The sequence below is a fragment of the Peribacillus sp. TH27 genome (assembly GCF_016650915.1).
GTDB classification, from domain to species: domain Bacteria; phylum Bacillota; class Bacilli; order Bacillales; family DSM-1321; genus Peribacillus; species Peribacillus butanolivorans.
The window spans coordinates 755961-777939 of sequence record NZ_JAEKEV010000002.1 but is presented as its reverse complement, the minus strand read 5'-3'; the positions used below and the strand labels follow the sequence as shown (position 1 = coordinate 777939).

General features: G+C 35.1%; 16 protein-coding genes and 1 pseudogene. 13 read left to right on the top strand and 4 right to left on the bottom strand.

The window, feature by feature from the left end:
- The first annotated feature begins 299 nt into the window (after positions 1-299).
- Entirely contained in the window at positions 300-485 is a 186-nt protein-coding gene (locus JFU24_RS30100; RefSeq protein ID WP_242485280.1) for a hypothetical protein, read from the top strand.
- Between the two features lie 550 nt (positions 486-1035).
- On the opposite strand, the gene JFU24_RS05110 is transcribed toward JFU24_RS30100, so the two are convergent.
- Entirely contained in the window at positions 1036-1533 is a 498-nt protein-coding gene (locus tag JFU24_RS05110) for a hypothetical protein (protein ID WP_201249647.1), read from the bottom strand.
- Positions 1534-1723: 190 nt separating this feature from the next.
- Here JFU24_RS05110 and JFU24_RS05105 point away from each other — a divergent pair, with 190 nt between their 5' ends.
- From JFU24_RS05105 to JFU24_RS05095, 3 genes are all read left to right on the top strand, one after another.
- Positions 1724-2410 carry a DUF3888 domain-containing protein gene (locus JFU24_RS05105; protein ID WP_207203198.1) on the top strand — a complete coding sequence of 229 codons (687 nt, stop codon included), beginning with the start codon at positions 1724-1726 and terminating at the stop codon, positions 2408-2410.
- A gap of 561 nt (positions 2411-2971) precedes the next feature.
- The gene (locus tag JFU24_RS05100) at positions 2972-3595 is read left to right on the top strand and encodes a helix-turn-helix domain-containing protein (protein ID WP_201249646.1); all 624 of its coding nucleotides are present in this window, start codon (positions 2972-2974) and stop codon (positions 3593-3595) included.
- Between the two features lie 132 nt (positions 3596-3727).
- Positions 3728-4081, top strand: coding sequence for a hypothetical protein (locus tag JFU24_RS05095; RefSeq protein WP_201249645.1), 354 nt, complete (start codon positions 3728-3730; stop codon positions 4079-4081).
- Between the two features lie 1036 nt (positions 4082-5117).
- Here the strand turns inward: JFU24_RS05095 and JFU24_RS05090 are convergent.
- The gene (locus JFU24_RS05090; RefSeq protein WP_201249644.1) at positions 5118-5954 is read right to left on the bottom strand and encodes a restriction endonuclease; all 837 of its coding nucleotides are present in this window, start codon (positions 5952-5954) and stop codon (positions 5118-5120) included.
- 901 nt (positions 5955-6855) lie between these two features.
- Between JFU24_RS05090 and JFU24_RS05085 the strand changes: the two genes are divergently transcribed.
- Entirely contained in the window at positions 6856-7401 is a 546-nt protein-coding gene (locus JFU24_RS05085) for a DUF6843 domain-containing protein (RefSeq protein ID WP_201249643.1), read from the top strand.
- Positions 7402-7473: 72 nt separating this feature from the next.
- On the opposite strand, the gene JFU24_RS05080 is transcribed toward JFU24_RS05085, so the two are convergent.
- Both JFU24_RS05080 and JFU24_RS05075 read right to left on the bottom strand, forming a co-directional pair.
- Complete coding sequence (locus tag JFU24_RS05080; protein ID WP_201249642.1) at positions 7474-8610, bottom strand: site-2 protease family protein; 1137 nt, start codon at positions 8608-8610, stop codon at positions 7474-7476.
- 1030 nt (positions 8611-9640) lie between these two features.
- Entirely contained in the window at positions 9641-10021 is a 381-nt protein-coding gene (locus JFU24_RS05075; protein WP_201224849.1) for a restriction endonuclease, read from the bottom strand.
- Positions 10022-10267: 246 nt separating this feature from the next.
- On the opposite strand from JFU24_RS05075, the gene JFU24_RS05070 reads away from it, so the two are divergent.
- The 8 genes and pseudogenes from JFU24_RS05070 (at position 10268) to JFU24_RS05040 (ending at position 21967) form a co-directional block, all read left to right on the top strand.
- Positions 10268-10798 (top strand): ECF transporter S component, encoded by a 531-nt coding sequence (locus JFU24_RS05070; protein ID WP_201249640.1) that lies wholly within the window; start codon positions 10268-10270, stop codon positions 10796-10798.
- Positions 10799-11174: 376 nt separating this feature from the next.
- Positions 11175-11494, top strand: a pseudogene (locus JFU24_RS31210) (IS3 family transposase); the annotation flags it as partial.
- A 924-nt stretch (positions 11495-12418) separates the two neighbouring features.
- Positions 12419-13156, top strand: a complete 738-nt coding sequence (gene truA, locus JFU24_RS05065) for a tRNA pseudouridine(38-40) synthase TruA (protein ID WP_201180972.1) — start codon at positions 12419-12421, stop codon at positions 13154-13156.
- Positions 13157-14161: 1005 nt separating this feature from the next.
- A complete protein-coding gene (gene tnpB, locus JFU24_RS05060) occupies positions 14162-15367 on the top strand; it encodes an IS200/IS605 family element RNA-guided endonuclease TnpB (RefSeq protein ID WP_201249639.1) in 1206 nt (401 codons plus the stop codon).
- Positions 15368-15580: 213 nt separating this feature from the next.
- Positions 15581-17245, top strand: a complete 1665-nt coding sequence (locus tag JFU24_RS05055) for an amidohydrolase (RefSeq protein ID WP_201249638.1) — start codon at positions 15581-15583, stop codon at positions 17243-17245.
- Positions 17246-17451: 206 nt separating this feature from the next.
- Positions 17452-17658: a hypothetical protein gene (locus tag JFU24_RS05050; protein WP_201249637.1), complete on the top strand. Its 207-nt coding sequence runs from the start codon at positions 17452-17454 to the stop codon at positions 17656-17658.
- Between the two features lie 1068 nt (positions 17659-18726).
- Positions 18727-20511, top strand: a complete 1785-nt coding sequence (locus JFU24_RS05045; RefSeq protein WP_201249636.1) for a sigma-54 interaction domain-containing protein — start codon at positions 18727-18729, stop codon at positions 20509-20511.
- 334 nt (positions 20512-20845) lie between these two features.
- Positions 20846-21967: a 2-keto-3-deoxygluconate permease gene (locus tag JFU24_RS05040; protein WP_201180964.1), complete on the top strand. Its 1122-nt coding sequence runs from the start codon at positions 20846-20848 to the stop codon at positions 21965-21967.
- Positions 21968-21979 lie beyond the last annotated feature (12 nt).

Below are 21979 nucleotides of genomic sequence, written 5' to 3'. Positions count from 1 at the left end.
GAGGCTGGTGCAAAAACCAGAATAGGATTAATCTACCATGAGTGCTTCCCGTAAGGGAGCGACAGTCTGTGATGCACCGAGGTCGTTGGAGTCAGACTAACGGATGGGCTCTAATGGCACCATAGTTCATCGACCTTCCTCACCCAGCCATAGAATCAGTATGGACGGTTTTCCACCATTTTCATTCTCTGTGGTGCAGCGCTGGTTGTGCGCTGCATGGTTGGCTAACGGGGCAGTTTAGTTTAATAAGTTCAAATGATAAGATAAAGAAATAATGGCGAATATAGGGGAGATTCAAAATGGATAACTGGAGAAATAATACGATTTGGTTTGAACAAATACCAGATAATCTTCAGTCTTACTTAAACTTAAAAGAAGATAAGTTTAATGAGATGCAGCTTGAAAACATTAAGTATTTAACTTTTTGGCATCATAAAAAGAATAAGCTGGGCAACTTTGTTGGTATTCCTGAAAATCTCCTCTAGCTAGAATTAAACTGGTCTAATATACAAGATTTCCTTGGGATAGAAAAAATGAATAAATTAAAGCGTTTAGAATTACATTATTGTACTAAATTACAAGATGATTTTGGTTTGTCTGGCTTAGGCAATACGCTAGAACATTTACATATTAGAAATTTGTACCAAATGAAGAATTATTCTCTCTGAAAAATCTTCGGGTTCTGTGCCTTAATTCTTGCGGTAATCTTGATAATTTGAAATTTTAAAATCAATTTCCTAACCTAATTGACTTTAGATTTGTTGATACTAATGTACTAGATGGTGACTTATCACCAATTTTAGCCCATCCAACAATCCGAAGTGTAGGCTTTCTGAATAAGAGACATTACAATATTAAAGATGATAAGATGGATGCTTTGTTAAATGATAAAAATGGTGGAGAAGAATTTAAAACTGTTATCAAGTATGGAAAATATGAGACTTTTAGATATATTTATTAACTCAATTGTTAATGAACTAACAGGTGCGTTAGTTCAACAAAAAGACCGATTATTTCGGTCTTTTTGTTTTCTTGTTATTCAGCAGTGAATGTAAATGATTCTTTTAAAGGTCTGCCTTCGCTACCCTTTTGAGTCCAAACGATTTCCACTTCAAATTCCGTTGCTTTTTCAGCCAAAACGAAATTGCTAAATTTATAAGGATACCCATCATTCATTTGTTTTGCTAAAGAAATCGCTTTTTCAAAGCTGTTTTTATTGCAATCCTCTTCACCAGGACATCCAAAAAGTGCAAACTTTGTCGTAGAATTAGGTTCATTTCTAAACATATAAATTTTGGCAGATAATACATCCTTACCAATGTTATCAACCTCTAAAGAGTAAGTATGAAATTTTCCCTTTTCGGGCTTTGCTAACCCCTTACCTTGTTCAGCTTCGCCTACTTGAACTGACCATTGTTTCGATGTTTGTTTGGTTGGTAATTCACCAAAGGTTAAAGCTTTTGCCTCTAGGGTTGGTGCGACTATGTTCAAAAGAAATAATGTACATATAGCAAGTATCGTTTTCCTAACCATCACTACCTCCTTGTTTTAGTTACAGTTACTTTGCCCAAAATGGAATGAAATATGTTTTGAACTAACAGGTGCTTTATTTCAAAAAGGAAGGTTGCTGCGGCAACCTTTTTTCTTACGGAACTAAAGGGGGAGGGTAGTTGAAGAAGCTTTTGGGAAAGATACCTACAAAATTAAAAGTAGGTGGTTCTTATTGAAGAAAAAACTCTATGTAATTTTCTGTATCTTGTTTTTTATAAATAATACTGCTGTTTTTGCAAAGCAAGAAGCACCAAGTCAAGAATTTATTAATAAGTATTATTTCGATATTGATTTAAATGGGGTTAAAGATATATATTTCTTCAGAGAATTTCCCTTCTATAATGATAAAGGACAAGTTTCACTTCTAGGTAAGGCAGTATTATCTGTATTACAGGGTGATATATGGACATGGGTTAGAGAGCCAAGGATTTATGTTAAAGAAAACATTGCTTATATACATGCAGTCAAGTTAGATGGACTAAATCTGTTATATACACTAAAAAAAGAAAATACCGTTTGGAAAGTCGTTAAAACTGAGAAAAAGAAACTTCCTAGGGTCGGTAGTGAAGTTATACTCGAACAGACATTTTTGAGGGCTATTGGAACAGAGATACTCAATGCAACAAAAAAGTATTATGGTGAATCAAGGCTTTTTGATTCGGAAAGAGTTATTGATATAGCCCGTGATGAATTCGATGATATATACGATATAACAATTCAAATTGTTACTTATGAAGGACCTAAAATGCCACCTTACGGTTTCGATACAATTACTTTACGAATCCCAGGTTTTGAAGTGATAAAATACCAGCATAAGGACGTTTCGGATATTGGAAAAATACCATTAGAAGCCCATTAAAATATAAAACACCATATAGAACTAACAGGTGCTTTACTTCATTAAGGGAGTGCTTCGGCAGCTCTTTTTCTTATAGAGCTAAAGGGGCAGGTTAGTTCCATACAACAAAGAGCTATTACACCTCAAAAACTGGACTATTTTTCTTAAAATTAGGAAAGATAACTTTTGAGGTAATTTTTATGAATATATATTGATAATTACCATTCCGATGTTGTTTTTTGGTTCAATTCAAGGATACGCTACCACATAAACAAAAATGACTTGTCACTAATTATTAGTGATTCATATCCTTCAACAATTATTAATTTATGTATTAAAAATCAACCTTTGCCTTTAGTATAGCCTTTTTTAATTAACGATAATTTTTTTTCCTGTACAAGGTTCACTTTAACGTATCTCATAACAGGTAACAGTTTTAGAGTAGATACGGAGTTAACATTTCAATATGATAATGAAGAAGAGCAAAATTTTATATTACTCTAGAAAGAATTTTTCTACTTCTTTTGCCTACAAAACGTAACTATAATATGGATATGTTTACTCTTGAGGAGGCTCGTAGAATTGACAAATAAACAAATAAAAGACTTTTCATATTTGGACAAGATTGTTGAAAAAGCAACTGGTCAAAGAATTAAATTCTTAGTGCAGAGAGCGGGTTTTTCACAATCACAATTAGCAAAAATTATGGGAAGAGAAGTAAAAACAATTTCTAATTATTATTGTGGGAAATCTTTTCCTGATAAAATTGACTTAATCATACTCTCCAGGATTTTAGGAGTTCCATTTGATGAACTTTTGATATTCAGAGGCGATGTAGAATGTTATCAAAGATTAGACAATTACATAATTGGCTATCATGGTCATGAAGATGAAACAATTTTTGAAGAAATTGAAAGGTCGAAAACGGAGAGTAAATTATTTGACCCGGATACAAAGGGACTAGCCAACATTCGAAATTTAGAAGAAGCGGGATATTGTTTGCAATATCGTCTTCCTGAAATACAGCAGGATATTCGTAATAGAATAATGGATGAATTGTTTTCTGGCAGGGGAATTCATAGTCAATATATACAACACATTTTCGAGTTCTATATTTGGCGGAAATTAACAGACGAACAGAAAGCTGAAAGTAAAAAACAATTTGCTATTTGGCGTGGCGAAAAAAAGAGTGAAGATACTAATTGATTAATTTAGCTATGAATAAAAGAGGAGTTACTATATGGAACAGATAGAAATATTAAAAAATGTAATCAAGTCATTTTCAAATTACTATGAAAAACAAAAATCATTTAAAAAGGTTTTTTGAATGAACCAGTAATGTCGAAAGCTATTGAAGTTTTTGATGCTGAAATGAATGAGATGCTGGACCATGTTTTCGATTTGATTGGAATACCAAACGAAGAGTCTTCGGATAAATACGATAGATTAAATTGGACAAGAAATGTTTGTACCAATTTAATAGAAATAGCGACTAAAAATGAAAAATATATCGAACCAGCTATTGAATTAATATCTGATTGGGGAAATTTAGAAGATTATACATCAAAAGTTGAAACACATGACTGGTTCCGTTATTATCAACTTCTTGATGAACACATTACTGGATATAAAAAATGGCACGAAAAACAACTAGTGAAGGAAAAAGGGAAGGGAAAAAGTAAAACGGCTTAGTTCAATAAATTAAGAGAATTTATGAATCTTTCTTATAAACTTTTGACCATTCCAGTTTCTAAATAAGGATACACCACCATCATAACAAAAAATTGATAGTGAAATAAATGAGCTTGGAGATACTTTTCCAAGTTCATTTTTAATGGAATTATGTGGTGAAAAAGGGCTGAAAAAAATGAGGTTAGCAAAGCGAAAAATGGTGAGAAAAAGTAAAATACGGTCCTAGTATTATATAGTGGAGTTATAGATTCTACTGCTGTAGAAGACTTTCCATCATACAAAGGCTATGCTGTGGAACCTGCTAGAATGTAAAATACAGCATATTCCAAAATTGGAAAGGGTATTGAACTTATTTTTAATAACTCATATAAATTTAATTGGGATATGTACGAACCGCCAAAACGATTATATTTTCTTTCGGTAGTTATATAAGATACTTCTATGAAAAAGGATTTAATGAAAATACTTTAAAATGATAAACATGGATAAAACAATCCATCTTGAACTATTTTAATCCCAATTATAGATGTGGCGAAGCGCTCCTCCGTATGTTTGAAAGGCAAATATGCGGTTGTAATATGACGTAAAAGCTTTCCGTTGGGTATCCCGTCTGCCCCGGCTACGATTTACTCTCGTAGTGTCTCCCGTTAAATGGGAATAAACTTCCCCAGAAGTTGACCGTCCTCATAGCGAAAGCTAGGCAGAATAAGGTGTACTCGTAGTAGAGTGCTTGGTAAAGTGAGACCTGGGCAAGTCAAGAGTATGAGTATCATGCTCTTGGCACCTTAAATAATCCATACTCGATTGAAGCGCCAAAAGTTTGGTTGTTACAATTTTTTTCATATTACAATGGAATTCTGTCCTTAATATTAAGGGCATTTTTTGTCCTCCTCTCCTTCACACCAAAGCCATCAATTCATATGCTTTATTAAAAGGTTATTTGAAAAATAAATAGTTCTACTACATAAATAAAAGGCGTTTCATAACTAATATTTAAGTAACACTTCTTTTCAATCAGCATTAATAAAAAAATAATTTATATATCAATAGGTTCTTTCTGCTTTGAAAATCTAATTCGTGCATCGTTGTATTGATTAAGCATCCTTACTAGGTCATCCCTATCAAGTAAAGTAACCCCATTCCTTTTACCGGTTATCTTTGCAGCATCTGTATAATAACGATTGGTAATTACAATCTTTTTAGTTGCATTATAGTATCCGGCAGCTCCAACCACTTCGTTTATCGCATATACACCAACCTTCTTGTCTTCCCCATATCGCTTGGCTTGTACCACAGATTTCTCTTTTCCTTTTTTTAATATTAAATCTCCACCAAAATCACCAGAGGGGCTAGTTACTTCTACGTTGTAGCCTTGACTTCTAAAAAGTGGTGTTAAAAAATGTTCAAATTCAAGACCACTCATTTTATCTACATCTTCTATAGGTTCAATTAAATTTGTTGGCTTAATATTTAATAAAAGAGCTTTACAAACCCGGTATAACCAACGTAACCCTAAGCCAATTGAACCAAAGAAAATACCAATGAACAAAAGGTTAAATACAAACCTTAACACAGGATTTGAAGCTGTATCACTTAAAACCACAATTAATAAATATAGTGCAATTCCTAAAATAATTTTGTTTCTTCGCCTCCAATATCTTATTGTTGATATAATAAAAAGATGGTCTTTGACTTTAACAAAGTCCCTATTGTATCTCTTGAAAGAAATAAGGTAGCGGTATGTTCCCACTAATAAAGCAACTATTACAATGAATGATGCTAAAATTGGGTATTGAATCATTATTAATATCGAGAAAATAATTGCTACAGTTATATACTCACCTTTTGTATATTTAACTCTTCTTTTACTCATTGGAAGTCCCTTCTTATGCTTTTTCGTTAATTTTTAACAAGTTGGACAATGATTATTCCAATTACTTAAAAAAGGACTTAAGCAAAAGAGTGCTGTCATGTGAAAAATAAATTGGTTGTAATTGCTTTTATGGATAATTTGTTATCTGATGAAAATAGGTAAAGACCACTACAGCTTTAACTAAAAAGTGTCTGAGACCTAGTGTCAAATTAAATGAAGTGAATGAAATATGGTTTTAGTACAATCACTATTTTATCAGTAATATACGGTCTGATTGGGGGCGAAATGGGGGCGGATTGCAAAGAATCGGAAAGTATCAGAGGGTAATTTTATTGTGAAAAAGAGCGATAATCCCTTACGTATCAGTATTTCTGGGAATAATAAAGAACTAGAGGAAAACAATGAGATAGTCTTGACAGGGAAGGGGGCGTGGGTTCGAATCCCTCACAGGTCATCAACTAACAAAGGCTTAAATCCTTGATATAACAGGGATTTGGGTCTTTTTTTGTTTATAAAGACATAGTTCATTTTGTATTATTTACTTAATTGGTGGCGGATAGAGAAGGAGTAAAACGTATTACAGGTCAATTATTTGTAATAATTAATTTTTCAAGGAACTGTAGGTAAAGCTTTTTGCTTATTCAGCTAACGATGGAGGTTAAAAATAAGACCATCTTTTTGGCTTTTCTGCGAATGGTATGTTCAATAAAATCAAAAAGCGTGGTTTCTCTATAGTAATAATCGTGTGCTGTTAAACAGCTCTCACTAAGTAACTTTGTTTAACTAGCGGGTGCTTTACTTTAAGAAAGTAGGTTGCTGAGGCTGACTTTTTCTTATTGCAGTATTGGGGCGGATTTGTTTAATAATGTTAAAAAGAACTATATAATTAAGTGAAGAAAAAATGTCTAAAAGTCTGTTAGAAAGAGAGTTAATTTCTATGATAAGATATTTTTCTATAATTATGTCCTTGTTATTGATTGGAGGTTGTTCGCACCTAGAAAAAGAAACAAATGAATTGTACCTTATTCCTAGTGGTTTCGAGGGTTCTATTATAGTTTTTTATGATGTTCCGAAAAAAACAATGTTAGAAAAAGAAGATGAGTATTCAGTTATTCGAGTGAAATTAGAATATTTAAAGGCGTTGGAAGGTACCAAAATCCATCCATATGGTGTTTATTTTACTTCAACAAAAGATATGAACTACGGTACTGTGAACAATAAATATTATTACATAAACGAAAACGGGGATAGAACTTCTATTAACGAACAATGTACACATGTTGTAGGAAATGGCAGTTTTACAGGAGAAAGTGGTACAGAAATTAAATACAGCACTATTCAAATAACAAAAAAACAGTGCGGCGAGGCATTCTACCTTGATGGCAAGGATGATTATTATACACAAAAAAAAGAAGTGATAAGATACTGGATGAATTATTTTGATTAATGAGCCTAAACAATGATAAATTGGACAAACAAAAGGGACCTTCATAAATTGAGGTCCCTTTTTCATAATGTATTACGGTAATAAAGTTTTATATTGTTCCATTAAATCACCTGCATATAAGCTTGTTATCATTAAGAAAATGGCAAGCCCAATGTATAATGAGAACCAGATGACTTTTGTTTTGAGACTCGATGAGTAATAGGATTTCTCTTTATCCCTAATTTCAGTTTGTTCTTGCACTTCTTTAAAGAACGTTGCTACTATTCGTTCATACGTGCCTATATTTCCAAAATCGGTCGGTCCGTACTGGTATTCATTCGAATTAGCAGCATCAACTAATGAGTTATATATATTTTCTTTTAACTCGTTCAGTTGTCTTTCTTTTAGCTTATTATCTTCTAGGAGTGGGATATGCCAAGTCTTCGTTTTGTTTAGCTTCTGACTTAGTTGATTTAATTCCACATTCCAAATATTAAACAGGCGAATTTTTTCTTCTTCTGTCGCACCTGCATATTCCTCTAGCTGCTCTAAACCAAATTGATTGAATTCAATAACACTATCTCTTTGATTTCTAGTTATCTCACTTCGGAATTCTTTCCACCACTTAGAAATACCCAATAATAAGAAAAGAATTAAAAATGGATTTGGATGGAGAAACAAATATACAACCATCCCGATAATCCCTAATACCCAAAGCTTTGTGGAGATGACTCCCACTATACGTCCTCCATCAAGAGGATGTACAGGCATTAGATTAAATAGGTTAATCATGGCTCCAAGTGTAATAACTAAAAGCCAAAATGGATTTTCCGTCATCATAAATAGGGGGATGGCTGGTAGAAATGCTAATGTACCTAATAAAGGACCTCCGAAGGCAAGATAAGCTTCTTGGTTAGCATTCTTGGGTTCTTCTTTAAGGGCAATTAACGCTCCGACAAAAGGGATGAAAATGGCATTGGATGTTTTGATGCCTTTTCTCTTAGCAGCAAGTAAATGCCCCATTTCATGGATGTAAATTAGATAGACTAGGGCTACGGCAAATTTCCAACCGTAAACCAAGGCATAAGCTCCTAAAGAAACGAAAATAGAAATCAGAGAACCTACTTTTGCTATTTTCAATAGCGCAAACAACCATTTCATTTTTCCCAGGAAAAATAACCCGATTGCTCCCAAACTTAACCATCCTTTATTCGATTTAGATTCTTTCAAAATGTACCTCCTAGAGTAAATGGGAAAACAGATGACCCCAGTGACACTATGTCTATCTGAGCTCCTTCTTGATTTATCATCTTGCTAATATCCTTATTATATCGTATTCGATAATCCTTTTCTTTTCCTTTTAGGAATATTTTTCTAGAATATTAACTTTCAAGTAATACATTTTTTAATAATTAAGATAGAGTGCACCTATCACAGAAATACTAGATGGAGGTTATTATTTAGTGGAGTTATAGATTCTACTGCTGGAGAAGACTTTCCATCATACAAAGGCTATGCTGTGAAACCTGCTAGAATGTAAAAGACAGCATATACCAAGATTGGAAAGGATATTGAACTTATTTTTAATAACTCATATAAATTTAATTGGGATATGTACGAACCGCCAAAACGATTATATTTTCTTTTGGTAGTTATATAAGATACTTCTATGAAAAAGGATTTAATGAAAATACTTTAAAATGATAAACATGGATAAAACAATCCATCTTAACTATTTTAATCCCAATTATAGATGTGGCGAAGCGCTCCTCAGTATGTTTGAAAGGCAAATATGCTGTTGTAATATGATGAAAAAGCTTTTCGTTGGGTAACCCGTTTGCCCTGGCTACGATTTACTCTCGTAGTGTCTCCCGTTAAAAGGGAATACACTTCCCCAGAAGTTGACCGTCCTCATAGCGAAAGCTAGGCAGAATAAGGTGTACTCGTAGTAGAGTGCTTGGTAAAGTGAGACCTGGGCAAGTCAAGAGTATGAGAATCCTGCTCTTGGCACCTTAAATAATCCATAATCGATTGAAGCGCCAAAAGTTTGGTTGTTACAATTTTTTTCATATTACAATGGAATTCTTTCCATAATATTAAGGGCATTTCTTGTCCGCCTCTCCTTCACACCAAAGCCATCAATTCAGATACTTTATTAAAAGGTTATTTAAAAAATAGTTTTAATGCATAAATAAAAGACGTTTCATAGCTAATATTTAAGTAACACTTCTTTTCAATCAGCATTAATAAAAAAATTAATTTATATATCAATAGGTTCTTTCTGCTTTGAAAATCTAATTTGTGCATCGTTGTATTGATTAAGCATCCTTACTAGGTCATCCCTATCAAGTAAAGTAACCCCATTCCTTTTACCAGGTATCTTTGCAGCAACGGTATAATAACGATTGGTAATTACAATCTTTTTAGTTGCATTGTAGTATCCGGCAGCTCCTACCACTTCGTTTATCGCATCTATACCAACCTTCTTGTTTTCCCCATATCGCTTGGCTTGTACCACAGATTTCTCTTTTCTTTTTTTAAATATTAAATCTCCACCAAAATCACCAGAGGGGCTAGTTACTTCTACATAGTAGCCTTGACTTTTAAAAGGGGTCGTGGGTTCAAGTTCCTCACAGGTCATCTTCAAAACAGAGTTCAAATCCTTTTCAAGGGTTGGGGCTTTTTCTTTTTTTTGACCTCTCCATTTTATCCCTAAATTTTAATACACCATACTTTACCTACTTTTCTGACTTAAAAACCTCCATGTAAGGGTGTGTTAAATAGTATGGGTCTGCAAAACTGTTTTCTTACTAGATGTATATTTAAATTAACTCAACAAATCTGTTTAGGAGTATGATAATATTTAAAAAAAGAAAGAGGTTATCATATGAATTCAACATACTTACCGACAGAAATAACTAAAACAAGAGCCTTAGTCATCAATGCACTTTTCATCGCACTTACCCTTGTAGCCACAATGTTTATCAGCATAAAGCTACCAATAATGGGTAACGGAGGCCTAATCCATCTGGGTAACGTTCCTCTTTTTATAGCAGCATTCGTTTACGGCAAAAAAACAGGAGCCATAGTAGGCGCCATCGGAATGTGCTTCTCCGATCTTATCTCTCCTTGGGCAGCATGGGCACCGTTTACATTCATCATCGTAGGTGCAATGGGCTTTTTAGCCGGACTCATCTCCGAAAAGGTACCCGGCAAAAGAGAACTTGTATACACACTGGCAGTTGCCGTTGCACTGATTATAAAAATCGTGGGCTACTATTTTGCCGAAGTTATCCTTTACGGTAACTGGATACAGCCAATCGGCTCCATCCCCGGAAACGTTATGCAGGTCGTAATAGCCGGTATAATTGTAGTACCACTTGCAGGACGTTTAAAGAAAAGAGCTGGACAGATATAGGAGTGAAACATATTTTGGTTTCTTCTTTTGGTCTTTCAGCTGTGGATCAAACTGATTCCTTTTTTCCTAATTATTAATTATTTTTCTCTATTTTCTATACCTGTTGTTCTGCTATATGATAGTACCCTTTAGATGATGAACCACGCCCTAAATTTCGGACAGTTTAATAAAAGTCAACCTGCTAATTAAGCGACGATTAAATGAATTCAGTATTGTAAAAAGTACCCTATAGAGTATACACTTTGAAAAAAGGACTACTCTATAGGGTACTATTTTGTATTAAGAGTTAAAAATCGAATTGGGGAATTTCAAATGAAAAACACTTTACTGAAAAAGAAATAAATATTTTATCGAATAACCCTTTACTGAAAAAGAAATAATATTTTATCGAATAACCCTTATGTTAAATCTGTTAGTTCAAAGTCAATTACATATACAGATGAGTTTATAAGAATATTTATCGCTGAAAGTGAAAAAGGAAAGCTACCACATCTTATTTTTGAGGAGTATGGATTTGATATTGAAATCATTGATGTTGACAGGGTTAAAAAAGCAGCCTATAGAAGGCGTACTGCTTATAAAAAATCAGGTGTTTTGGGATTGAGTGATTCACGAATAAACCATTCAGAAAGGTCTCGTAAAAAAGAAGAAACATTGGAAGAGAAAAATGTTAGATTAGAAGCTGAAGTACAACTATTTTAGCATTATATGTTTTTCAATTTCTTGTAGACGTTCATCAAGTTCTCCAGCTTCTATAGCTTTTATGAATAACAAACAAAAAATAGTTTTTTAATGCACATTCTGTTGATAGACAAAGAGGGCCACTCACTTTGATAATTTATTCGGCTCGAGAGGTATCTAACAATATTTGAATGTCTCGTTCGTTGCATGACGTCAGCCTCTTTGGTACACTATGCAGAAGTACTTTTTACTTTGAGTGCTAGGATTTATTATGGAATGGCATAGATTATATGTGTGATCTTCATAAATCATTTATTAAAGTCCTTGTAAGGTTCTTCCAAAAGAAACCTGGAAATGTGGAGCATTTTATCCTGTTATTACATTCACTCTAGACTTGTGAAAGTAGTAACGAAGGTCAGTTCAACCCGATTTATAGGGAATTAAAGGGATACAGCTTTATAAAAAGAAACACTCCATGTATCACCACATACACTTCGCACATGTGGAGTGTGTGTCAAAGTTAGTTTTAAAAGTATAACCCAATAATAACCGTTTCCGATTCTAACTCTAATTTCGTGAAAATAGACATTTCCGATTTTGGGATTTTTTTTATGTCAATCCCTTGCCATTCCTATCTTTTCTTTCTCTCCTCTCTCAAAAAAAGTCTTTTGAAATAAAAAAGGAGCAAAATAGGGGTTCAGTCGGAAATCTTTATTTTAATTCGAACGGTGGGAATCGGGGAACTTGGGAGACATATTTTTTGTTTGTACAAAAACACATTACAATATAATACAAAGACCAATAACACCTTAACAATTTGTTGTGTTTTTAAGAAAAACTGATATGTTCCCTCATACAGCAGGAGTTGTATGGGGACTTGTATTTTATCAAAAATTTTCTGTTTAGATGACTGTGAAGTAATAAAATTAGGAGGAAGAAATGAACAATTATAAATTGACAATTCAATATGATGGCGGGCGCTATAAGGGCTGGCAACGACTCGGTAATAGTGATGATACGATTCAAGGAAAAATAGAAAATGTATTAACGGAAATGGTAGGGGAAAAAATTGAAATCATCGGATGCAGCAGAACAGATGCCGGTGTACATGCTCTTGCTCAAATCGCCAATTTTAAGATTGGTGAAAATCTGACTGAATTTGAAATTATGAATTATTTGAATAGATATTTACCCCAAGATATCAGCATTGTAGAGGTTATGCTAGTACCTGAACGTTTTCATGCCCGTTATAATGCTAAGGATAAAACCTATTTATATAAGATCTGGAATGAGCAATATACAAATCCTTTCATGCGAAAGTACAGTATGCATGTTGAGAAAAAGCTAAATATCACAAGAATGAAAAGAGCATGTCAATATTTTATAGGTGAACATGATTTCACTGCTTTTTCAAATGCAAAGTCTAAGAAAAAATCCATGGTTCGTGAAATATATTCTATTGATATAGAAGAAAATGCCGGCTTCATCCAAATTACAGTGCGAGGGGATGGATTTCTTTATAATATGGTTAGAAAGATTGTCGGAACGTTGATAGAAGTTGGGTTGGGTGAAATAGATGCTGAAAATATACCAAGTATTTTAGAGTCAAAAGAAAGAATCCAAACGGGTCGTATGGCGGAGGCAGCTGGGTTGTACTTGGTAAAGGTTGATTTTTAGACCAAATATAAATGCACCGCCTATGCAAAATGCGCCTGGATTGATGTTGTAAACCATAACCGATATTCCGTGTGTTGTAACATACCCTCTGGATATGTGGAGTGTTTCGCAAAAAAAACATACCCTCATCTCAATTATTATTCAATGATAAAAAATTGCACAGAATTTCTAGAAACAATGGAATTAAGAGAATCTATTTGCATAAAAAACATTGTGTACTTGAATTATTGGAATTAATGTATTCTATTCTTGCAAAAATACTGTTTAAAAGATAGTTCGGAAAATTGATAGGGGTGAGGTTGGGGGTTTAAATCCCTCACAGGTCATTAACTATCAAAGGCTTAAATCCTTACAAGGATTTGAGTCTTTTTTCATGTTGCATGCATCGGGCGATTGCAGTTGATTAATGATCTGCTCACATTGTTATTATTAATTGAAAAGCTATTCGCGAATAAAATTTTTATATTAACTTATTGAAAGCTGAGCAGAGTCTATGAGAATATGTGGGGTTTTTTAGTAGATATGTTCGCAGTAGGCAGATTAGCATCACGTCTAGATTCCGGGCGTTTTTTCGTTAATTGGCCTATGGACCAGTTGACAGACTAATGTGTATTTTTTTCATGTTCTTCCTTTTTGCAAAACCTTAAGTATCATGAATTTAGTTCAATTAATTAAACGAAAAATATATTTTGAAAATATTGAAAAATATGAATATAAATGATTTAATTTAAATATGTTCTTTTTGCTGGTTCGGACGACGTGATGTTGATGGACGGTAAAGATGCTAGTAAGAATGAATGCGCATGTATGGTAGTCTAAAACTTCTCAATTCATTTAAGAAAGGATGTGTTTTATCATTTCCCGCCAGAAGACTCCCTCTTCAAGCGTGTGAAGGGCGAGAACCCAACGGTAAGGGGGAGATGAATGGCGGTTGGGATAAGCCAAAGTAATCTTTTGACAAACATACGTTCTGTGGTTGATAATAACTATAAGGGGGTGAAACCAATGGTCGTAAACAAAGCTTATAAATTTCGAATCTATCCAACTAAAGAACAACTAGTTCTAATCAATAAAACGATCGGCTGCTCCCGTTTTGTCTATAACTTCTTTTTAGGCAAACAAAAGGAGAAAGATGCCTACTGGTATATTTGTGAAGAAATGAAGCAGAACGGCAAATTACCCTCTAATGAATGGAAAGGTTCTTTTCTGAATAAATACGCAACAATCAAAGAACTTCCAGCTTTAAAGAAAGAGTATTCTTTCCTGAAAGAAGTAGACAGTATTGTCTTACAGAAATCAGTGGAAAATTTAGCAGATTCCTATAGTCGATATTATAAAAAGCAAAACAAGTCACCACGCTTCAAATCGAAAAAGAATCCTATCCAGTCCTATACGACTAAACATACGAATGGGAATATTGGAATTGTTGAAAACAAAATCAAATTGCCAAAACTCGGTCTAGTTCGTTTTGCTAAAAGCCGCGAAGTCGAAGGGCGAATCATCAATGCCACAATCAGGCGGAACCCTTCGGGTAAATATTTCATTTCCGTTTTAGCCGAAACCCATGTACAAGTACTTCCTAAAACGAATCGTTCGTGTGGTGTAGATGTTGGTTTGAAGAACTTTGCTATTCTTTCAGATGGTACGGTCTATCAAAACCCAAAATTCTTCCGGTCGGTCGAAAAGAAATTGGCCAAAGCACAACGGATTCTTTCAAGGCGACAAGAAATAGCCTCGAATCAAAATAAACCATTGGCTGAAGCCAAAAACTATCAAAAACAAAAACGAAAAGTGGCTATCCTACACGAAAAAATTTCAAATGCCCGAATGGATTACTTACATAAAGTTTCTACCGAAATCATCAAAAACCACGATGTTATTGGAATGGAAGACTTGCAAGTGTCGAATATGATGAAAAATCACAAACTAGCTAAAGCTATTAGTGAAGTATCTTGGTACCAATTCAAAAAAATGTTGGAATACAAAGCAAAATGGTATGGTAAACAAATCGTGACCGTATCTAAAACGTTTGCTTCTAGCCAATTGTGTTCTAGCTGCGGTTACCAAAATAAAGACGTTAAACATCTGAATCTTCGTGAATGGGATTGTCCTTTTTGTTCTACTCACCACGATCGAGATATTAACGCAGGACTCAATCTAATGAATGAAGCCATAAGGCTTCTAACCGTAGGAACTACGGGAGTAGCCTAATTAAAAATTGGCCGATAGGCTAATGTTCTTAGGAATCCCCCACTTCAATCAGGCCGTAAGGTCGAAAAGTGGTGGGTAGTTCAAGACCACTATTTTCCCTTGAAAAAAAATTCTCCCCGCCAGAGTAACTGATTATGTTACTGCAGACCATAGTGTCATTGCAATAGAATCTTAACGGAATGATGAAATATTTAAAGAATAGAGGGATTTTTTATGATTAAAATCGATCTTTTATTTAAAAATGCCAATGTACTGACTTTAGATAATAGGAATCGTCGTGCTGGGTCTGTGGCTGTAGCAAATGGCAAAATTGTTGGTATTTGGAGGGAGTGCGAGCCTCCTAAAAGTGCCGTCGAAGTGACAGCAAGTACAAATGTTGTTGATTTAAAGGGATCTGCTTTAATTCCAGGATTTATTGATACACATAATCACATTTTGGCGTATGGCCAAATAATGAGACAGGTGAATTGCGGCACACCGCCTAATCAATCCATAAAAGATATATTGGAGGTAATTGGAGCAAAAGCAAAAGAAACTCCCAATAGGGAATGGGTCAAGGGATATGGATATGATGATACCCTTCTGTATGAAAAGCGTCATATAACACGGGAAGACTTAGATAAGGCTTCGCCAAATAAACCTGTTATCATCACACACACCTCAGGACACATATCCGCAGTTAATTCACTCGCTTTACAATTATCTGGTTTAACAGATGATGTTTCTGACCCTCAAGGCGGCCATTACGGGCGGGATGAGAAAGGGAGACTGAATGGCGTAATCTATGAACCAGCAGCTATGATACCGATTAATAAACAGATTCCTCAAATGACAGTAAAACAACAGATTGACATGCTAGGGAAGGCTTCAAAAGATTATTTAGCTCAAGGGATTACAACGAATACAGATGCAGCTGTAGGCTTCACTAGTGATTTGCAAGATTTAGAGATTCATCTTAAAGCGGCTGAGCAAGGGATTAATCCGATGCGTACACAATTAATGATTATGCACCAGCAGCTTCGTGAAGGACAAGCTTTCGGAGGATATTCTCCTGCTCAACTGGACAAAGAGTTCCAAGAAAGATCTGGAGGTCGGGCTAAATTAGATAGCGCCAAAATGTTCCAGGATGGCTCCATTCAAGGCTTAACAGGAGCATTGCGGGAACCGTATTATCAAAATCCAGATGTTTATGGAGAACTCATCCATCCGCAAGAAGCATTTAACGAAGAAGTTTTAGACCTGCACAGTCGAGGATTTAGAATCACAACCCATGGAAACGGGGATCGTGCCATCGGATCGATATTAGAGGCATACGGATATGCTTTATCCAAGAGCCCACGTGCAGATCACCGCCATCGAATCGAACATGTCCAAAGCGCCACCGCTGAAGATGTGGTGAAGATGAAAGAACTTGATGTAGCAGGATCCTTTTTCAACAATCATGTATATTTTTGGGGAGACAGGCATAAACAAATTTTCTTGGGGCCAGAGCGGGGAAGGCGTATTAGCCCTTTAGCTGAGGCTGTAGCTCATAATTTACTGTTTACCCTGCATTCTGATTGTCCAATTACTCCAATCTCACCGCTGTTTTCTGTGTGGGTAGCAGTAAACCGAATAACGAGAGAGGGCCATGTTTTAGGCCAAGAGCAGCGTATTGATGTCGAAACTGCATTAAAGTCCATGACTATTTATGGAGCAAAACTAAATTTTGATGAAGCGTGTTCAGGAAGCATCGAAATTGGAAAACATGCAGACTTTGCCATTCTCGAGGCTGATCCTACAGCCATTCATCCGGAAGAAATTAAGGACATTTCAGTTCTGGCTACTTTTATTGATGGAAAGCCAGTATATGGTCAAGAAACGGTAAGGACTTCTTAACTTTTAATTGCATCTTTAAAAGGCGTTAACAATTGAGCTTAATGTTATAAATACCAACATCTATAATTATTTGAAGAGTGCGTCATTCTAATTTTCCTTCCATTATCAATCCATTATACCTATATTTTCAGCGGCATTATCTACTATTATTTTTAGCTTGCCACTAAAATGCTTACTAGAAGCAATAGGGGGTTCTGCGGTAGGGGTTGGTCAATCTAGGGATGCAGGTAGCTGGCTTTATTGCTCCTTTAACTCTTGGTTTTGTTATAAACGCTTTTGGCGGATCATTTAAAGGAGCTGTTTGGTTATTGGTTTCATTCGGGGGTGTTTGCTTTATCGCTTTTATGACATTAAATTCGGGTAAGGAAAATTATACTACTGAAAATCCTCAAATAGTTCCTGCTGTAAAATAGAATGATATGAATGAATGCTTGATTTTAAAGTGGAGAATTCATATAAAATGTAATTCTTCATATTTTTTTTGTTTTTTTAAAAGGCTAGATTATTCAGGAGGCATTTTTCACTACAGGCAATCTGAAGGGCCCTCATTCAACTTCTTCCACTTTTCGGCACTGTTGCAGGCATCCAGACCTAACAATAGTAAGGCGGTAATACATTCTTCAAATTCTTCCTCCTAAAAAAACAGGTAAAATAACTTATTCCAAATATTTACAAGACAAACAGTTTTTTATCGGGTTTTATAAATAACAACTTTGATATCATTTAGGTGTCTCGGTTAATCATTCACAGTTCATGTCTAAGTGAATTAAATTTCTGATTAAACAACTTCAAGGGATGACGATATGCTTGCAAAAGAATTGCATGCAAACGTCTTCTGCCCATACGATAAGTGATAGGTAACTAGTAATCCATCGCATTAGAAGTAGCGATATGCGGAATCGTCACAATTAAAGCCAATCTGAATATTCGTTATAAGCTACTCTTTACTTCTTTAGTTAGGCAATTAATTATTTAATTCTCTTTGCATCCCCTGAACGGCCTTTCAAATGGAAGAATGTAATAAACCCTAAACAATGGCCGGGAATCTTCCAACTACGAACAACAATACCATCCGGCCGTACCTATCCAGTTAATACGATTCAAAAAGTCCTTAGTGCAAATAGATGCAGATATCGATTTTCGTCGTTCAGTTATTTTTGCTACACATATCCGATTATGATTCAACATTGTAGAACCAGACTTCTTTTTATAAAAGAGCATAAGAGATTACTTTGTCCTAACGTATTCCTGAAGCAAAAATGTGAAGCGGTTTATTCTGAGCACAATAATATTTTATTGGTAATCGCAGAATAACGAGAATTGGCCAATTCACGCCCAGTAATATAAGAATACGAAAGCACAATAGAGTACCTTCTTTTTATAAACTCATTTTATAAAAAGAAGGTATTCCTTTTAACAAGAAGAATTATATATAACGAAAAATATTAAGGATCTATGCCTTACTAAACAGGGGGAGGAAGATGGGGAAATCGATCCTTTTTGAAGTGCAAGAAGAAGTGAATTTGGTAGCAGAAGCAATTAAGTCTGTATTGGATTTGGAAGTCATTGTTTATGATCAGAATAAAGTGGTGGTTGCTGCTACAGGAGGTGGTCATCATGCTGTTGTGGGTGAGCCGGTTCGAGGACATATTATAAAAGAAGTGATAAAAACAGGAAAGCATGTTTATAACTTTGAACCAGGTTTTCATGATGTTTGTCAAAGTTGCATTCTCCATGGAAACTGCCCTGAAAAAGCAGATGTGTCCTTTCCTCTGAAACATGAAGGGAAAAACGTAGGGGTGATTAGCTTAACCGCATTTTCTGAAGAACAGAAGGCAGAATTTAAAGAAAGGCACCTTGTTTTATCGAATTACCTTGGGAAAATGGCTGACTTAATAAGCAGTAAAATAAATGCAAAATCGCTGTTGGGAAAATATTTACACATGTTTCAAATGCTTCAAGTGGCTATACAATCGATGTATGAAGGTATTATCGCAGTAGATCAAAACGGGTATATCTTAGAGCTAAATCGTTCTGCAGAAAAGACACTGCAAATGAAAAGAAATGAAGTCCTAACTCTTAATGTATCCGATATCATTCCTGATTTACCTATTTCGAAAGTTTTATCAACAGCGAAAGGATATTCAGACATTGAATTTTCACTTCAAATACATAATAAAAAGATTCAGGTAATCGGTAGTATTATTCCACTTGTTCATGATGATCGTATTATAGGAGTTGCTATTTCATTTAAAGACTTAAAGGATGTGCAAAAATTAGCATATTCGATTACATCAGAGGTAGATGATTCAACCTTTGACATTATCGTAGGGAAAAGTAAAGCCATTCTACAAGTGAAAGATATAGCTAAGCAAATAGCAACCTCTGACTCCACCATGATATTTTTGGGGGAAAGTGGGACGGGTAAAGAACTTTTCGCAAGGGCCGTGCATCAAGAAAGTCAAAGGGTAAACAAACCCTTTAGGGCGATTAATTGTGCTGCAATTCCAGAACATCTTCTAGAGAGTGAATTATTTGGATATAACGAAGGAGCATTTACTGGGGCGAGGAAAAAAGGGAAGCCTGGAAAGTTTGAGATGGCCAATGGCGGAACTATTTTTCTGGATGAAATCGGTGATATGCCTCTTCATCTACAAGTTAAAATTTTGCGGGTTTTAGAAGAAAGAAGGGTTGAAAGGATAGGTTCTAATTCTTCTCTAGATATTGATGTGAGGGTGCTGGCAGCAACCAATAAAAACTTAGAGCAAATGGTAAATGATAGAGAGTTTAGAGAGGATTTATTTTATCGTTTAAATGTTATTCCTCTTCACATTCCTCCATTAAGAGAACGAGTGGGAGATGTAGCCGTCCTTCTTCACCATTTTGTTAATCACTATGTGAATATTACAGGAAAGCAAGTAATGGGCTTTACTCCAGAAGCTGAAGCATGTCTATGTTCTTATAATTGGCCAGGAAATATTAGAGAGCTACAAAATACAGTGGAGTACGCTATCAATATGGCAAAATCTTTTTGGATTACATTAGAAAATTTACCCACTAGAGTTAGGGTCAAAACTAATCAAAGTGTTTTAGACCAAGGGTTAACCTTAGCAGATATGGAAGAAAAAATGATTATCGAATCTTTAAAAAAACATGGTGATTCATTGAATGGAAAGAAGAAGGCTGCGAAGGATTTAGGAATAAACGTAGCTACTCTCTATAGGAAAATCAATAAGTTTGAAATTAATCGCAAAATGCAAATGTAGTTTGCATTTTGCGATTAATGAAGAAATCGGTAGTAGGTTAGTCCTTTTTAAGATTTATTAGGGCTAACCTCCTTTTTTAATTTGCATTTTGCGAAAAGAAAAGAGTCTTGCTACTGACTATTCTCTGAAAAGTAAAGCTAAATTCGTCTAGAATAAGGGTTTGTTTAATTTTTTTGATATTCCTAACAACTTGGTACAGTAATTGCATTAGTAATAGTTGAAAAAGATAATGAAAGGTGAGGGTGATTTATGAAAAACTAATGTATTTTCGATTTCCATAATCTTTCGAAAATTGTAAGCGCTTTCTACGAAAATTCCATTTGGGAGTGATGTTATGAGGATCAAGCAGAGGATTGAAAAAGTACCGGGGGGGCTTATGGTGATCCCACTCATGTTGGGGGCACTCTTTAATACGATTGATCAGCTTCATATTCCACTTGTAATGGAGTTTCTTAAATCATTAGGAGTTACACCTGTCGAAGAAGGCATTTATGAGTTTATGAGAATAGGAGGGTTTTCGGAAGCTCTCTTTAAAAACGGGACATTGACACTTATCGGTTTATTCTTGTTCTGTGCAGGTAGTCAGATGAATTTACGAGTGGGTGGAAAAGCCTTAAAAAAAGGGATCCTTTTAACTTCTAGTAAGTGTTTGACTGGAATAACAATTGGACTTCTATTCGGTTACTTTTTTGATCCTATGAACGGGTTGCTTGGCTTATCCACTCTTGCCATTATTGCTGCAATGACAAATGGAAATGAAGGAATGTATGCCGTTCTCACCGGACAATATGGTAACCGTTCAGATGTAGGAGCAATTTCTGTTTTGACCTTAAATGATGGTCCATTCTTTACCATGATGGCATTGGGAATAGTAGGAATTAACTTCCCTGCTATCGCATTCATCGCGGTATTGTTGCCAATTGCTTTAGGGATGTTATTAGGAAACTTGGATGAGGACATTAGGGAATTTCTAAAGCCAGGTGAAACGTTACTTGTTCCCTTTTTTGCTTTTTGTCTAGGAGCAGGAATGAATTTCATGAGTTTCTTTAATGCTGAAGCTGTTTGGGGCGGTCTTGTCTTGGGTTTTGTAACCGTCATTTTTACTGCTCTAACAGGAGTCCTCGTTTATCGTATATTTGGTGAGAAAAGTACAATTGGTCCCGTTGCCGAGGCATCAACCGCAGGGAATGCAGTGGGAACACCAGCAGCCATAGCAGCTGCTGCTTCTGTTGCTGCAGGAGCAGGACTTATGTCATTAGACGAGGCACAAAGATTTCAACAAATAGCTAATCTAGCTACAATTCAAATTTCTATTTCTACTATTACTACTTCCATTCTTTGTCCAATTGCTGTGATTTTTTGGGATAAATTCCAGAGAAGCAAAGGGATTGACGGTCGATTAGAAGATTCCTCTAACCGAAGTGAGGTGCCGGTAGAAGTGGATCAGCAAATTTAGAAAGGTGAGGGG

Bases quoted from the DNA above. Each gene is read 5' to 3' on its own strand.
- JFU24_RS05055 (WP_201249638.1), top strand. From the start codon at position 15,581: ATGATTAAAATCGATCTTTTATTTAAAAATGCCAATGTACTGACTTTA.
- JFU24_RS05095 (WP_201249645.1), top strand. From the start codon at position 3,728: ATGTCGAAAGCTATTGAAGTTTTTGATGCTGAAATGAATGAGATGCTG.
- JFU24_RS05045 (WP_201249636.1), top strand. From the start codon at position 18,727: ATGGGGAAATCGATCCTTTTTGAAGTGCAAGAAGAAGTGAATTTGGTA.
- tnpB (WP_201249639.1), top strand. From the start codon at position 14,162: ATGGTCGTAAACAAAGCTTATAAATTTCGAATCTATCCAACTAAAGAA.
- JFU24_RS05085 (WP_201249643.1), top strand. From the start codon at position 6,856: ATGTCTAAAAGTCTGTTAGAAAGAGAGTTAATTTCTATGATAAGATAT.
- JFU24_RS05110 (WP_201249647.1), bottom strand. From the start codon at position 1,533: ATGGTTAGGAAAACGATACTTGCTATATGTACATTATTTCTTTTGAAC.
- JFU24_RS05070 (WP_201249640.1), top strand. From the start codon at position 10,268: ATGAATTCAACATACTTACCGACAGAAATAACTAAAACAAGAGCCTTA.
- JFU24_RS05075 (WP_201224849.1), bottom strand. From the start codon at position 10,021: ATGACCTGTGAGGAACTTGAACCCACGACCCCTTTTAAAAGTCAAGGC.
- truA (WP_201180972.1), top strand. From the start codon at position 12,419: ATGAACAATTATAAATTGACAATTCAATATGATGGCGGGCGCTATAAG.
- JFU24_RS30100 (WP_242485280.1), top strand. From the start codon at position 300: ATGGATAACTGGAGAAATAATACGATTTGGTTTGAACAAATACCAGAT.
- JFU24_RS05090 (WP_201249644.1), bottom strand. From the start codon at position 5,954: ATGAGTAAAAGAAGAGTTAAATATACAAAAGGTGAGTATATAACTGTA.
- JFU24_RS05040 (WP_201180964.1), top strand. From the start codon at position 20,846: ATGAGGATCAAGCAGAGGATTGAAAAAGTACCGGGGGGGCTTATGGTG.